The organism is Celeribacter naphthalenivorans (assembly GCF_020524585.1).
Lineage (GTDB): Bacteria > Pseudomonadota > Alphaproteobacteria > Rhodobacterales > Rhodobacteraceae > Celeribacter > Celeribacter naphthalenivorans.
In genome coordinates, this window is the sequence record NZ_JAIVLK010000004.1 from 207232 (window position 1) to 221210 (window position 13979).

The following is a 13979-nucleotide window of genomic DNA, read 5'->3' on the forward strand; positions in this document are numbered from 1 at the left end:
GGAGGACTCAATGAACAAAAATTCACCCAAGCCGGTCGTGGCGGATACGACATTCGTGCAGCCGAACGGCCGCCTGCTGATCAACGGGAAATGGCTGGAAGGTGACGCGGAGTTTCCGGTCTCGAACCCGGCAACCGGCGAAGTTTTTGCCTCTGTGTCCAGTGCCGGGGAACGCGAAGCGCTGTTGGCGCTTGATGCTGCGGAAGCCGCGCAAGAGGGCTGGCGCAATGTTGCGCCGCGGCAGCGCGCTGAACTGATGCACCGGCTTTACGATCTCATGCTGACACGGCAGGAAGATTTTGCGCGCGTCATGACGCTCGAAAGCGGCAAGCCTCTGACCGAGGCGCGGGCCGAATTTAAACTGTCCTGCGATTTCTTGCGCTGGTTTGCTGAACAAACGGCGCATCTGCACGGCAGCTACGCCCCGGCATCGAATGGCGGCTTTCGCATCATGGTGGCCAAACAGCCGATCGGCCCTTGCCTTCTGATCACGCCGTGGAACTTCCCGCTTTTGATGATCGTTCGCAAGGGTGGCGCCGCTCTGGCCGCCGGTTGTACGATGGTCGTGAAATCGGCGCAGGAAACGCCGTTGACCTGCGCGCTCTTCGCGGAGCTGGTGCAGGAGGCCGGGTTCCCGGACGGGGTGATGAACCTGATTCATACGACAAATTCTGCATCGGTTTCGACGCCGCTGATGAATGATAAACGTATCCGCAAGGTGTCGTTCACCGGCTCGACCCGTGTGGGGGGCTTGTTGATGGAGCTGGCGGCCAAGAACATCACGAAATGTTCGCTTGAGCTTGGTGGCGATGGGCCGTTTGTGGTTCTGGATGACGCTGACATCGATCTGGCCGTTGAGCAGGCCGTGATCTGCAAATTCCGCAATGCGGGGCAGGCCTGTGTGGCCGCAAACAGAATCATCGTGGACAAAAAGGTCGAAAAAGAATTCACCGAAAAATTCCTCAAAGCGGTCGAGGCTCTGACGGTCGGCGATGGGATGACCTCTGTCGATGTCGGTCCGATGATCTCGGCCCGTCAGCGGGATCGTCTTGGGGATACGATTCGTTCCTTGGAGGCCGCAGGCGGAACGGTTGTGACCGGAGGGGCTGCCGTCGAGGGCCCCGGGTATTTCTTCCAGCCGACCGTCATTCGCTTCGATGCTCCGAACGAGGTGATGTGTTCCAACGAGCTGTTCGCTCCGGTTGCCACCATCTTCCCGGTTGAGAGTGCAGCAGAGGCGCTGGCCTTTGCCAATAAGAGCGACTTCGGTCTGGCCTCTTACGTGTTCACCAAAGATGTCTCGCGTGCGCTGACCTTCGGGGAGCGGCTTGAGTTCGGGATGGTCGGCATCAACCGTGGCATCATGGCTGACGCGGCCGCGCCCTTCGGTGGCACCAAGGCCTCCGGCATCGGGCGCGAGGGTGGTCAAGAGGGCATCTATGAGTTCATGGAAGACAAGTACATTGCCTTGACCGTCAATGAGGCACAGGGTGTTGCTTGATGCTTGAGAGGGCAGATTCGATGGAAAATACACTTGGAATAGGGCTGGTGCGCCAGCCCAACACCGTGCTGTTCGGGCCCGGTCAGAGGCGTCAGCTTGGTCGTATCGCGGCCAGCATGGGAAAGTCCGTTTTGATCGTGACCGACGAACGCATGGCGGGCACAGACAGCTTTGCCGATATGGTTGCGGATTTGACGGCGCAGGGGCTGACGGTGGACAGCTTTACGGAAGCGCTTCCGGATCTGCCGCGCTCCAATGTCTTGGCCGTCGCGGAGCGGTTTGGCGCCAATCCGCCTGACCTGATCGTGGGGCTTGGTGGCGGGTCGTGTATGGATCTGGCCAAAGCTTGCTCTGTCGTTCTTCGTTTTGGCGGGGATGTGCGGGACTATTTTGGCGAATTCGCCGTGCCCGGGCCGACGGTCCCGACGATTGCCATTCCCACCACAGGCGGGACAGGGGCAGAGGTCACCAATCTGGCGATTGTTTTCGACGACGAAAAGCAGATGAAAATGGCCATCGCGGATGCCTCTATTGTTCCTGATGTGGCCATTATCGATCCTGAGTTGACGGTCACCTGCCCGCCGGGGCTGACGGCCGCAACCGCCGCGGATGCGCTGTCGCATCTGGTCGAAGGGTTCACGGCGCGTCCCAAGAACCCGTCTCCCGACCAGCTCGCGACGGAAGTCTATGTCGGTAAAAACCGGATCACGGATGTGTTCTGTGAGGAGGGGCTGCGGTTGATGAATCGCTCTCTCGGCACGGTCGTAGAGACGCCGTCCGACTTGGCGGCGCGGTCGGATGTGATGTTTGCCGCCTATTGTGCGGGCATGGTCATCAACACGACGGGCACGGCGGCGGCGCATGCGATCCAAAGCCCGATGGCCTCGATCGGCCATACCCCGCATGGCATCGGTGTGGGCGCTTTGCTGCCCTATGTCATGCGCGCCAACCAACCCTACGCGCGTGAGGAATTCGCACGTATGGCCGATATTCTCGGCGTTGGGGGAGGTCTGGAGTCTCTGGACGATAAAGGGCGCGCGGCGATTGCGCGGATCGAAGAGCTCTTGGCTGCGGCAGGCGTTCCGCTTGAATTGGAGTCCCTTGGGGTGAGCGAGGCGCATTTCGATCAGATCGCGCGCTCCGCTGTAACGGCGCGCCGACTGGTCCTCAACAATCCTGCACCGCTCACAGAAGATTTTGTGAAAAAGCTTTTGGCGCGCGGTGTGGCGAATGACCGGAGTTGGTGGGCCGCTCCGTAAAGCAGCCCTCGAAACCCGTTTGAGGCCGCTCTTGCGAGTGGCCTCAAGCTTCGATCAAGGCCGCATTTCGGCTGATATATTCTTGCTCTGCATATTTGGCGGCGAGAATGACGTGATCTTCTGCAGCGGTTGCTGCAGCCTGTCCATTATGCGCTTCGGCGGCTTCGTGGATGATCGTTTTGAGCTCTGCGATGGACTCTTCGGTGCGGCTTTCGTCCAGAAAGGCGAAGCGCCGGAAAATTGCGATCCGGGCATGAATGAGGCCAAGGGTTTCTCTGAGCACGTTGTTATGTGCGCCGCTGATCAGCACATCATAAAACTCGGCCTTGATGAGTTCGCGGCTTTGGACATCGCCGTGGCGGTATTCTTTGTCCAAACGCGCGGCGATATTGAGCAGCTGCTGGCATTGCTCGTCGGAGGCGTTCTGCGCAAAAAGATTTGCGGTGAGGCCTTCGAGATTGGCTCGGACCACGTAGAGCGCTTGAATGTCTTGCTGGCTCAGGACGGTCACGATTGGACCGGAGTTCGGGACAACCGTGATGAGGTGTTCGGATTCCAGCTGACGGAGAGCCTCACGGATGACGGTGCGCGACACGTCATATGTTTCGCACAGAACGCTTTCGACGAGGCGTTGGCCAGGTTTGAGATTTTCTTGAAGAATGTCTTCGCGGATCATCTGCACAACTTGTTGGCGCAGGGGGGCTGCTGTTCTTGCGATTGCGCGCCGAGCTGGCATTCGGTGCTCCTATGTTCATAAACATTAAATTGCGTAGCGCGTTTTCGTCACAAGGACGTCTGAGCTCTCTGCAACAGTACCGTGTGATTGTAATACGATCAAGGTGATCATGGCGCGTGACAGTCGGCCGGATGGATATTTCCACTTAATTCTGGTGGTTTGCGATGCGGGCGGGGTGCGGTGTTCGCCGGTGGGATGGACATAAGTTGTGCGCAAATAGGGATAGACGCCATCCGTCATCCTGTATTACGGTATGACGGAAATTGCGCGATGATCACCGCCGGACTCTCTACGCGGTGCGCGTCGCGTTTCAAAGAAGGAGGAGCGCACAATGGTCGCAGCACTGCAAAATCAACAGAATGCAGGGTGGTATAGATTTCGGATCGGGGATTTGGAATGCACGTCTGTGTGGGATGGCTACATTCATCACAGCTATGACGGTCTGTTTCCGAATGCCGACCCAGAGGAAATGGCGCGGCTGAAGGCCGAATACAGGTTGCCGATTGACTATATTCCGATGGATTTGAACCCTGTCGTTGTGAATATGGGGGACCGTCTCGTTCTGATCGATGCCGGTATGGGCCAGTATTCGGATATGTTCGGCGATAAAATGGGCCGGTTGTTGGAAAACATGGCGGCGGCGGGGCTTGATCCGGCTGATATCGACGTGGTTCTCATGACGCATCTTCACCCGGACCACAGCTTTGGTTTGAGACGCCCGGACATGTCCGCCGCTTTCCCGAATGCCGAAATCCATGTGAGCCGACAGGACTGGGAAGAGTGGACCGACGCTGAGAACCTGACGCGCAGCGATCATAAAAAGGCCTGGACCGAAGGGACGCTTGAGGCGCTCAAGCCCTATGAGGGTAAGGTGAAAACCTTTGAGATTGGGGTCGAAGTTCTGCCGGGTGTGACCTCGGTGTCGGCTGCGGGACATAGTTCTGGCCAATCCGCCTTTGTCTTTGAAAGCAAAGGGGAGAAGGTGATGTTCACCGGAGATCTGGCGCATCATCAGGTGTATGACCCCATCCACCCGGAATGGTATTTCCATATGGATTTCGACAGCGATCCGGCGCTCGGCGCGCAGGCGAAGCGTGATGTCTTCGAGAAGGTCTGCGCTGAGGGCATCCGCTATCACGGGTATCATTTCCCGTTCCCGGGTCTTGGCGATCTGACAAAGGAGGCCGACGGCACATTCCGCTTTCATTTGGAGCCGGTGACGCCCCGTCTCTGAGACGGTTCCTCAGTTTGCGATCTTGATATGAATGGAGGACAGGAGATGCTGTCAAAAACGGCCATCGTAACCGGTGGCGCGCGCAATATCGGCTATGCCATCAGCAAGCGGCTCAGCGACGATGGATATCGCGTGTTCGTGCTGGATGTCGTTGCCCCGGAGGATGCCGCGCTTCTGGCGGATTTTCGTCAGGTGGACCTTTCCGATGTGGAAGCGACGCGGGCGACCGTGGCGGCAATTATTGCTGAGCACGGGGTGCATTGTTTGGTGAACAATGTCGGGTTGGTGTTCCCTGCGCCGCTTGAGGATGTTGATCTGAGTGATTTCGACAAAGTGATGCATCTCAATCTGCGCGCGGCGATTGTGTGCGCCCAGGAGGCAGTGCCTGCCATGCGCCGCGCGGGCGCGGGAGGGCGCATTGTGTTCAACACCAGCCGCGTCACCAAGGGCAAGCTGGACCGTACGCTTTACTCGGCGTCCAAAGGGGCTGCGCAGTCCATGGCGCGCACCTGGGCGCTGGAATTGGCGCCGCATGGGATCACCGTCAATTGCGTTGCTCCCGGCCCGATCGCGACCACGGCATTCTGGGACAACAATCCGCCAGATGCGCCGAAGACGCGCGCGATCATCGATCAAGTGCCTCTCGGTCGTATGGGGGAGCCTGAAGACGTGGCCAATGCCATCAGTTTCTTCTGCGATGACAAGGCGTCTTTCGTGACTGGGCAAACGCTCTTTGTCTGCGGGGGCGTGACTGTGGGCTGAGGGTTCAGAGCCGTCTGAGATAAAAAATATGCCCCGGATATGCGTAAGCCTATCCGGGGCTTTCTTTTTTTTAGCGTCGTTTGATGTGCTCGAAGTCGCTGTTTGCTTGGGAAACTGCGCCATCTTATCGTATTACGGTAAGTCAGCAAGATAATTCTTGACTGTATTATGGTAATATTGGATGACGGTATGGAGCACCATGATACGCGCACGGCCCTGGGTGTTCTTTGGAGGAGATGAGGCGGTGCAACATCTGGGGAGGAGACCCAATGAAAAAAACTGAGTCCGTGGAGAGCCGTATTGTGCGCGCTGGAAACTCCATTCATGAACCGTTCTCACGCCGCGTCTTCATGCAGCTGGCAGCAGCCGCTGGCATCACCGGGGCGACAGGCCTTGCGACCACGACGTCGGCACAGGCCGCGACAACCGGGAAGATCATCTATCAGGTCGACGTGCTGCATTCCTATTGGGTGGAATGGGTGAAAGGCTTCGAAGCTTGCACCGCTGCCCTGGGGCTGGATGGTGCGCAAATGCTGCACGGATCAGATCCGGCCAAACAGATCAGCCAGGTCCGCTCCGCCCCGCAACAGGGCGCGAAAATGTTCATCGGCCTGCCTTTCCCCGATGGCGCCGTGCCGCAGATGGCCAAGACGCTTCAGTCGTCCGGTATTTACTATTCCAACATCTGGGAGCATCCCGCGTGGTTCTCTCCGGTCGATGTCGGCGACTACCATGTGCAATATTCCACCCCGAACTCTGAACTTGCGGGCTACGAAGTCGCCAAAGTGCTGTTCGAACGGATCGGCGGTGAGGGCAAGGTCGTCCATATCTGGGGGCTCCCCACGCCGACGGATGCCTTCCGCACGGCGGGTGTCATGCGGGCGGCTGCGGAATATCCGGGCATCGAAGTGGTTGGCAATCTGCGAACCCAATGGGACCGGGAGAGCGGGCGCGATGCCATGTTGTCGATGATCACGGCGCATCCGGATCTCAAAGGTGTGATGGCGCAGAACGACTCGATTGCAGAGGGCGTTTTGGCGGTGTTGGATGAGCGGGACCGAACCGACATCCCTGTCGTGGGCATCGATGGTTTGCCCGATGGTCTGAACGCGGTGAAAAGCGGCCGCCTCGCCGCGACCCATTCTTCGCTCCCGGCGTATCAGGCGGCCTTTATGGTCACCTCTGTGTTCGATGCTTTGAACGGATGGAAGCCGAGCCTGCCCGAGCGGATGATGTATACCGAATCCGCCCTGATCACTGAGGACAACGTGCAGCATTATCTGGACAACCTCTATGGCGCGGACGGTCCGGCCTATGATTGGACCAAGATGAGCCGCACGCTCAATCCTGATGACTGGAATCCGCAGGCGAAAATCATGCCGATCGATCCGGAAACGCATTTCGCGTTGTTCCCGGACAATAAGGACCGGCTCAACCCGGCCTATGCCGACATGAAGAGCAGCGGCGAATTCGATCGCGTGGTTCAGCTCTATGAGGACCACTATATTTCCGGTCCGTTCAAAGCCTGAGCGCGGGACTTTCAAACATGACTGAGACTGTGAAGCACACATCAGCAGAGACCTCTGCTGTTGCGCTCGAACTTTTGGGCGTCAGCAAGTCCTACAACGGCATCCCGGCTATCCGGGATGTCTCCTTTCGGTTGCGGAAAAATACGGTCCTCGGGCTGGTCGGTGAGAATGGCGCCGGGAAATCGACGATTTTAGGCACCATCAATGGCGTGGTGTCGCCGGATGAGGGTGTCGTGCGCATTCATGGGGAGCAGGCCCATCTCGGGCACCCCGAAGAAGCGGCGCGCCATGGCATTGCAACTGTTTTTCAGGAACAGGGTCTGGTGCCGCAACTGAAGGTCTATGAAAATGTTTTTCTGGGCCGCGAAGCCAAATTCACGACCTTTGGGGTTCTCGAACGTGACCGGATGATCCGGGTCACACAAGAGGTTCTCGAGGATCTGGGGATCGACAATGTGGACCCGAAAGCGGTCACGGGGGATCTGTCCTTTGGGCAGAGGCAATTGGTGGAGATCGCCAAAGCCTTTGCGCTGTCTCGTGTCTATCCGGTCGAGCCGATCATCTTGCTGGATGAACCAACCTCCGCCCTGTCTGAGAATGAGGCCAACAAACTCTTTGAAGGCATTGCTCAGTGGCGGTCGAAGGCATCCATCATCATCGTGTCGCACTCTATGGCGGACATCTTTCGGTGCTGTGATGAAATCGTGGCCCTCAAAGACGGGCAGGTGATGCAACAGCTGGAGGCCTCGGAAACCAGTCCGGATGGCCTGCATGAGCTGATTGTCGGGCGAAAGCGCGAAGAGGAATACTACAAGGAATTCCGTCAGCGCACACCGGACGATCAGGTGGTGATCTCGGTTCGGGATCTGGCGAAAGAGGGCGAGGTGGAACCGACCTCATTCGATTTGCATAAGGGAGAAATCTTGGGGGTTGCCGGCGTGCTTGGCTCCGGCAAGTCCGTCGTAGCGAGCATGATTGCGGGGTTGACGCCGCGCGATGGCGGGACGGTCATGATCCATGACAAACCGCTTGCGTCAGGCTCCAGCTTCCAGGCCATTTCTGAGGGCATCGGATATGTGCCTGCCGAACGCAATCTCGCGGGTATCATCGGGGCGCATTCTCTGGAGTGGAACCTCACCTTGCCCGGCCTGACCAATATTGCCGGGCCGCTGCTGATCGATCTGTCCTCCCGCAAGAGCGCAGAGGTCACCGATCACTGGTTGAAACGGTTGAAGGTGCGCGCACCGGGGCGGCGGGCTTTGGCGCGCAACCTGTCGGGGGGCAACCAGCAAAAGGTTGTCTTTGCCAAATGGTTGGCACGCGGCGTCGACGTGCTGGTGCTCGATGAGCCGGGGCGGGGGCTCGATGTCGGGGCGAAAGAGGAAATCTACGATCTGATCCGCGATGTCGCGGACCAAGGGACCTCGGTTCTTTTGATCTCTGACAATCTGCCCGAGCTGATCGGCCTGTCGAACCGCATTCTGGTGATGCGGCGCGGGCAGGTGACAGCCGAACTTCCGGCCGCCTTCGGGGCCAAGCCTGAAGAAGCCACCATCGTCAAAAGTATGATTTAAAAGGAGGTTATGACATGACCGCAATGACAACAAATGCCGGCGTGCCCTCCAAGGGACAAAATGCGCTGCGCCCCTACTATGCCATTCTGGCACAGCTTTGCGCGCTGGGCGTGCTGATCGCCTTCTTCACCATCCAAAACCCGCTCTTCTGGACGCTGGCCAATTTTCAGAACATCGGGATGCAATCCTCTGTCCTGCTCTTGGTCGCCTTGGCGGGCACATTGGTGATCATGATCGGGTCGATTGACCTTTCGGTCGGGGCCACCGTCGTTTTGGCCACGCTCGTCACCGCAATCAGTGTCGATCTGTACGGAAGTGTCGCGGCGATCTGTATCGCCATCGCCACAGGCGCCGTGGTGGGCGCCGTCAACGGGGGCTTGCTGGTGTATCTCAAGGTGCCCTCCTTTTTGGCGACGCTGGGCATGATGTCGGTTCTGGCCGGGCTTGCCGGGCATGTCTCCGGCGGGATCGCGATCATCTATCAGGATTGGGGCTATACCGATCTGATCAACGGGTCGTTCATCATGGGCGTGCCGAATGTCGCTGCCATCGCTTTGCTCACGGCGCTGCTTTTGACCTTCGTCGCGCTGCGCACCAAATTCGGCCGCTATCTCTATGCCATCGGTGGCGGTGAGGTTGTGGCCTCCAACTCCGGTGTGCCGATCAACCGCTTCAAGATCAAAGCCTTCGTGGTTTGCGGTGCGCTTTGTGGTCTGGCCGGTGCGCTTTTGGCGGGACAGGTCGGGGCGGGGACGCCTGCGGCAGGCTCGTCGATCTTGCTGAACTCAATCGCGGCCATCGTGATGGGGGGGACGGCCCTTTCGGGCGGTGTCGGCGGCCCACATCGCACCATTCTGGGCGTGTTGCTCATCGCGATCCTGTCCAATGGCATGGATGTGACCGGTGTCGGTGGCTTTACGCAAGACATCGTCAAAGGGCTGGTGATCATCGTTGCCGTGGCGATCACGACGGACCGCAAGAAATATCAATTCATCAAATAAGACATTCCGCCCGGTTACGGCCGGGCCAAATGCACATTCATGGAGAAAGAAATGACACAAGGACGTGTAGCCGGAAAAATCGCAATCGTGACAGGTGGCGCCCAAGGGATCGGGGCTGCGACAGCCCGGCGGTTGGCCGAAGAGGGCGCCGATGTCGTGATTTTCGACATTCTCGACAAGGCGCAGGAGGTTGCGGACGAGATCGATGCGGGCCCGACCTCGGCTCTGTTCGTCAAGGTTGACCTGACCAAGGAAGCCTCCGTTCAGCAGGGTATCAAAGACGTGCTGGCGCGTTTCGGCACCATCGACATCCTCGTGAACAACGCCGCTACACCGGGGGTCAATAAGCTGGTCCACGAGATGAGCGAAGCCGAGTGGGACAGTGTTTTTAACGTCAATGTCAAAGGCACGTTCTTCACGACCAAACACGTGCTGCCGACCATGATGGAGGAAAAGACGGGGTCCATCGTCAATTTCTCCTCCATCTATGGCCTGATCGGGTCTGCGGATTTGCCAGCCTATCATGCCACCAAAGGGGCTGTGTTGCTGATGACGAAGACGGACGCGATTTGCTATGCGCCCTATGGCATTCGCGTCAATGCCGTTCATCCCGGTTCGACCAAAACGGAGCTGTTCCTTCAGGCCGCCGACACTTGGCCCGAGGGGCGTGAGGCCTATCTCGCCATGATGGGCGAAAAGCATCCTTTGACCTTGGGTGAACCGGAAGATGTGGCCAATTGCGTGCTCTTTCTCGCCTCTGATGAGGCGCGTTTCGTGACCGGCTCCAGTGTCGTCTGTGACGGCGGCTATACCGCGCAGTAGGAGAGAAAATATGGAATTCTCAGGAAAAACGATCGCCATCACCGGGGGTGCACGCGGCATCGGCAACGCGATTGCGCACACCATCTGCCGTCTCGGCGGCCATGTGGTCATCGCCGATCTGTCGGGCGCAGCAGAGGCCGCCGCCGCTTTGCAGGCGGAGGGCTATTCCGCAGAAGGTCATGTCGTCGATGTGACGAAGAGTGACGTGGTCGATGCCTTTATCGATGGTGTGGTTCAGGCGCGTGGGGCCATCGATGGGTTCGTCGCCAATGCCGCTTACGCGAACTCGAATGCGATGCTCGACCATAGCGATGATGAGTGGCGCGGTGTCATGTCGGTGAACCTCGATGGCGTCTTCTATTCCGTGCGGGCCGCAGGGCGGCATATGACCAAAGCGGGGGCAGGCGCGATTGTCATCATTTCCTCTATCGCCGGTGTCAAAGCCGTGCGTCCGGAGCTTCATGCGGCATATGACGTGTCAAAAGCGGCAGTGGCACATATGGCTCGGGTCGTTGGCGTTGAATGGGCCAAAACCGGGGTGCGCGTGAATGCCGTTGGTCCCGGGTATACAGAGACCGAGATGTTGAAATCGGTTGGGATCGAACATCCTGAGGTGGTTGAGAAATGGCTGGAAGATATGCCAAGCGGCGCCCTTCTGCAGCCCCCCGAAGTGGCCAATGTCGTCGCTTTCCTGTTGTCGCCGCTGTCGTCAGCGATCAACGGGCAGTTGGTTATGGCCGATGGTGGCTATAGTTCGTTCTAATCTCCGGCGCATCTGGTCTCGGTTTTTGTGCCGGGGCCGTGCAGGCGGCAGGTCAGGAGACGTCGTTCGACGTAGACATCCAGAGACAAAAGCACCTGCAATGAGGTCGCCCATTGGGCGGCCTTTTTATTTTCTCCTTGTCCATGAGGGTGAGGCAACTGAAAGAGATCGTGTTTCAGTGTCGAAAGACTGAGCGTCCAAAGTTTCATTTTTCTCGTAAGGTATTGAATTTTATCAGGCGTGGTTCTGGGCGGGACGGAATTTTCATGCCCCCCATGATCTGGCACTGCCGCGATGTTCGATGGTGTTTTGCGCCTGCGGTTTGGGAAAGCTGCTGAGATTTTCCCCCTCCCATCCCCCATTCGGGCCCGTAGTACTGAGCGCGCCAAAGCCACCTGTCGTAGCATGCATGTCCGACGTTGCCGCGGCAGCCCGTGTCATGAAATGATTTTCGATCAAGGAAAGCCAATGAAAAGAATGTCTCTCGCAACCGCACTGATTTTTGCCGCCGGCGTGGCGCAGGCTGGACAGTATTGCCAGCTCGATGGGACCGAAGTCTTCTCGTGTACCTTCAACAATGGCGCGAAAGCGGTCGAGCTTTGCGATGCGATTTGGGAAGATGGTGACATGGCCTCTTACGGGTTTTTCAAATCCAATGGCGAGGTGGAGAAAGAAATCCTGCAAGAAAAAGTCACGCTGTCCTACGCGGCCTGGAATGGCATGGGCAGCTATATGACTGATTCCGTGACCTTTAACGCGGATGGCGGCTATGCTTATGAGGTTTGGGCGGGCGTAGAACGGGATGCAGAAGCCGAGGCCGAGGGCGGTATCACCGTGATCCAGAACAACGAGGTACTTGCGACTTTGACCTGCGATGCGGGTTCTGTGTCGTCCGATCTCGGCGCGTTGATCGAGATGATCGACCTGGCGCAAGTCTCGCCGTAACCGCGATGCAGAGACATCTCCGAAAGACAGTTCTGGCCTGTCTGGCCGCTGGTTTTGCGCAAAGCGCGGTCGCGCAGGGCGTCTGCGACGGCGAGGTCGTGTTTCAATGCGCGACCGAGGCCGAGCCCCGCGAACAGATCACCGTCTGCGCGCAAGACACGCGCTTTAGCCTTGTCCGCCACGCGCTTGAAACCGGCGCGACTTACTACGACACGCCGCTGATCGCGGAGGCGGCGACCACGTGGTTTGGCTGGCAAGAGGGCGATGATCTTCGTATTGAATTGGGGTTCTGGAGCACCGATCTGAATGAGTCGGTGACGGTTCATGCCAGCCTGCCTTGGGATGACATGGAGGAGGCGGTGGCAGAAGATGGCCCCACCGAGATGTGGCTGCAATCCGCGCATTGGCAGCAAGACATCGACCAGACACCCTGCCTGTCGCAAACCGTCTACGCCGACACAGAGGCGCTTTGGGCGCCGCTTGAGACGCGCGGTCCCATCGGGCTGTTCTTTTCGCAGGATGTCGTGGTGCCAGAGCCCAATGCGGTTGGCGTTGCAGCGGTGATGGCCCTGCCGACAGGCGAAGGGCTTCCGGTCTATGCGATCGCCCGTCCAAATGCTGCGACGCCCGTCTGGTGGCGGCTCTATGAGGGAGACACCGTGGACGTCATCGCCCGCGACGGGGATTTTCTGGCCGTGGCAATCCCTACCAATGGGGTCACCTCCTGTCTTATCCGCCCCGACCAGCTTTATGCGCCCTATCACGGCCCCTGTGCGACAGGCTGGGTCAATGGCGCATTTCTTGACCGCGTGCAGTGACGCAGGTCTCAAAACGGATGTAAGGACTTTAACGATGCGATTTTTTACCCCCTGTTTCACCCTGGCCCTCTTGTCTTCGACGGCGGGCGCCCATGCGTTTTGTGACGACATTCTGGCGACACAGGTGCTTTGCGTGACCGAAGAGGCCGAAGAGATCAAACTCTGCGGCGCGCAGCATCCCGAAACGGGCGCCCCGGCTTTTGAGCTGCATGTCACGCCTCAAATCTCAGACGGGCCGCTCACCCAGCTGGCCATCGACACACCATTCGATATGACGCCGGGCACCGGGGGCTATCCTTGGGACAGCTATAGCCTGACCTTTTTGCACGAAGGCGGCCGGGCCGTGCTCAACATCCAAACGCCGATCGATGGCGGGGGCGGGGCAGCCGAGGCGGAGATTTGGCTTGATCTCTTTGATCGAGGCGTCGCACCGGCACGCACATTGGCCTGTCTGACCCCGGCGCTCAGCGCCGAGGTGCCGGACATTCTTACGGCGCGGGACATCGCCTTCAACAGTTTTCGCACCGGGCCAAGCGGTGAGAGCGCGGCTTATTATCAGCCCCGCATGCCACTTGTGGGTGCCGCGCCCTATGGTGGTGCCGAATGTCGTGAGGTCAGCGGCGTGCTTAGCAATGAGGGCACGGCCAACGGACAGATCGCGCTCTATGCCGCGCCCTTCGAGGAGGCGGCCATTCTGGGCTATGTCTCGCCCTATGCCTTAGAGCATGCCTTTGAATGCGATTTCGACAACGGCTTTTCCGGCATCATCTGGACCGATCCGGAGAAAGGCGACGGCGCGGGCGGGTACATGAGTGAGCTGGGGTATGACGCCAAATTGGAGGCCTGCGGTTTGACGCCGGAGGGCTGGTCAACGGAGACCGCCTATCTCGGAAAATGTTCTTCGGCCTGGGTGCATGAAGGCAATGTTGCGGGGTTTGAGCCCTGATCGATTGGGCGAGAACACGTCTCTGTGATCTCTAAAACAAAAAAGTTTCCTTTTATTCCAAAGGCCTTCGCCGCATTGCGGCGAGGTTG

The 13979-nt window shown here is 58.5% G+C and carries 13 protein-coding genes; 12 read left to right on the forward strand and 1 reads right to left on the reverse strand.

Going from position 1 to position 13979, the window contains the following annotated elements:
• Nucleotides 1-10 precede the first annotated feature (10 nt).
• Together LC094_RS10395 and LC094_RS10400 are read left to right on the forward strand one after the other, a co-directional pair.
• The gene (locus tag LC094_RS10395; protein ID WP_226552622.1) at nt 11-1501 is read left to right on the forward strand and encodes an NAD-dependent succinate-semialdehyde dehydrogenase; all 1491 of its coding nucleotides are present in this window, start codon (nt 11-13) and stop codon (nt 1499-1501) included.
• A 20-nt stretch (nt 1502-1521) separates the two neighbouring features.
• Nucleotides 1522-2760 carry an iron-containing alcohol dehydrogenase gene (locus LC094_RS10400; RefSeq protein WP_226552624.1) on the forward strand — a complete coding sequence of 413 codons (1239 nt, stop codon included), beginning with the start codon at nt 1522-1524 and terminating at the stop codon, nt 2758-2760.
• A gap of 43 nt (nt 2761-2803) precedes the next feature.
• Here the strand turns inward: LC094_RS10400 and LC094_RS10405 are convergent, their stop codons facing one another.
• Complete coding sequence (locus LC094_RS10405; protein ID WP_226552626.1) at nt 2804-3496, reverse strand: GntR family transcriptional regulator; 693 nt, start codon at nt 3494-3496, stop codon at nt 2804-2806.
• A gap of 331 nt (nt 3497-3827) precedes the next feature.
• On the opposite strand from LC094_RS10405, the gene LC094_RS10410 reads away from it, so the two are divergent.
• The 10 genes from LC094_RS10410 (at nt 3828) to LC094_RS10455 (ending at nt 13890) form a co-directional block, all read left to right on the forward strand.
• Nucleotides 3828-4730, forward strand: a complete 903-nt coding sequence (locus tag LC094_RS10410; RefSeq protein WP_226552628.1) for an MBL fold metallo-hydrolase — start codon at nt 3828-3830, stop codon at nt 4728-4730.
• 45 nt (nt 4731-4775) lie between these two features.
• Nucleotides 4776-5492, forward strand: coding sequence for an SDR family NAD(P)-dependent oxidoreductase (locus tag LC094_RS10415; protein ID WP_226552630.1), 717 nt, complete (start codon nt 4776-4778; stop codon nt 5490-5492).
• 269 nt (nt 5493-5761) lie between these two features.
• On the forward strand, nt 5762-7021 hold the full coding sequence (locus tag LC094_RS10420) for a sugar ABC transporter substrate-binding protein (RefSeq protein ID WP_226552632.1): 1260 nt from the start codon (nt 5762-5764) through the stop codon (nt 7019-7021).
• Between the two features lie 17 nt (nt 7022-7038).
• A complete protein-coding gene (locus LC094_RS10425; protein ID WP_226552634.1) occupies nt 7039-8595 on the forward strand; it encodes a sugar ABC transporter ATP-binding protein in 1557 nt (518 codons plus the stop codon).
• Between the two features lie 14 nt (nt 8596-8609).
• The gene (locus LC094_RS10430) at nt 8610-9596 is read left to right on the forward strand and encodes an ABC transporter permease (protein WP_226552636.1); all 987 of its coding nucleotides are present in this window, start codon (nt 8610-8612) and stop codon (nt 9594-9596) included.
• A 51-nt stretch (nt 9597-9647) separates the two neighbouring features.
• Nucleotides 9648-10418, forward strand: coding sequence for an SDR family NAD(P)-dependent oxidoreductase (locus tag LC094_RS10435; protein WP_226552638.1), 771 nt, complete (start codon nt 9648-9650; stop codon nt 10416-10418).
• Between the two features lie 10 nt (nt 10419-10428).
• Nucleotides 10429-11181 (forward strand): SDR family NAD(P)-dependent oxidoreductase, encoded by a 753-nt coding sequence (locus LC094_RS10440; protein ID WP_226552640.1) that lies wholly within the window; start codon nt 10429-10431, stop codon nt 11179-11181.
• Between the two features lie 468 nt (nt 11182-11649).
• A complete protein-coding gene (locus tag LC094_RS10445) occupies nt 11650-12126 on the forward strand; it encodes a hypothetical protein (protein WP_226552642.1) in 477 nt (158 codons plus the stop codon).
• Nucleotides 12127-12131: 5 nt separating this feature from the next.
• The gene (locus tag LC094_RS10450; RefSeq protein ID WP_226552644.1) at nt 12132-12944 is read left to right on the forward strand and encodes a hypothetical protein; all 813 of its coding nucleotides are present in this window, start codon (nt 12132-12134) and stop codon (nt 12942-12944) included.
• 34 nt (nt 12945-12978) lie between these two features.
• On the forward strand, nt 12979-13890 hold the full coding sequence (locus LC094_RS10455; protein ID WP_226552646.1) for a hypothetical protein: 912 nt from the start codon (nt 12979-12981) through the stop codon (nt 13888-13890).
• Nucleotides 13891-13979: the final 89 nt, after the last annotated feature.

Coding starts and splice junctions, on each gene's coding strand:
- LC094_RS10395 (WP_226552622.1), top strand. CDS start 11: ATGAACAAAAATTCACCCAAGCCGGTCGTGGCGGATACGACATTCGTG.
- LC094_RS10400 (WP_226552624.1), top strand. CDS start 1,522: ATGGAAAATACACTTGGAATAGGGCTGGTGCGCCAGCCCAACACCGTG.
- LC094_RS10405 (WP_226552626.1), bottom strand. CDS start 3,496: ATGCCAGCTCGGCGCGCAATCGCAAGAACAGCAGCCCCCCTGCGCCAA.
- LC094_RS10410 (WP_226552628.1), top strand. CDS start 3,828: ATGGTCGCAGCACTGCAAAATCAACAGAATGCAGGGTGGTATAGATTT.
- LC094_RS10415 (WP_226552630.1), top strand. CDS start 4,776: ATGCTGTCAAAAACGGCCATCGTAACCGGTGGCGCGCGCAATATCGGC.
- LC094_RS10420 (WP_226552632.1), top strand. CDS start 5,762: ATGAAAAAAACTGAGTCCGTGGAGAGCCGTATTGTGCGCGCTGGAAAC.
- LC094_RS10425 (WP_226552634.1), top strand. CDS start 7,039: ATGACTGAGACTGTGAAGCACACATCAGCAGAGACCTCTGCTGTTGCG.
- LC094_RS10430 (WP_226552636.1), top strand. CDS start 8,610: ATGACCGCAATGACAACAAATGCCGGCGTGCCCTCCAAGGGACAAAAT.
- LC094_RS10435 (WP_226552638.1), top strand. CDS start 9,648: ATGACACAAGGACGTGTAGCCGGAAAAATCGCAATCGTGACAGGTGGC.
- LC094_RS10440 (WP_226552640.1), top strand. CDS start 10,429: ATGGAATTCTCAGGAAAAACGATCGCCATCACCGGGGGTGCACGCGGC.
- LC094_RS10445 (WP_226552642.1), top strand. CDS start 11,650: ATGAAAAGAATGTCTCTCGCAACCGCACTGATTTTTGCCGCCGGCGTG.
- LC094_RS10450 (WP_226552644.1), top strand. CDS start 12,132: ATGCAGAGACATCTCCGAAAGACAGTTCTGGCCTGTCTGGCCGCTGGT.
- LC094_RS10455 (WP_226552646.1), top strand. CDS start 12,979: ATGCGATTTTTTACCCCCTGTTTCACCCTGGCCCTCTTGTCTTCGACG.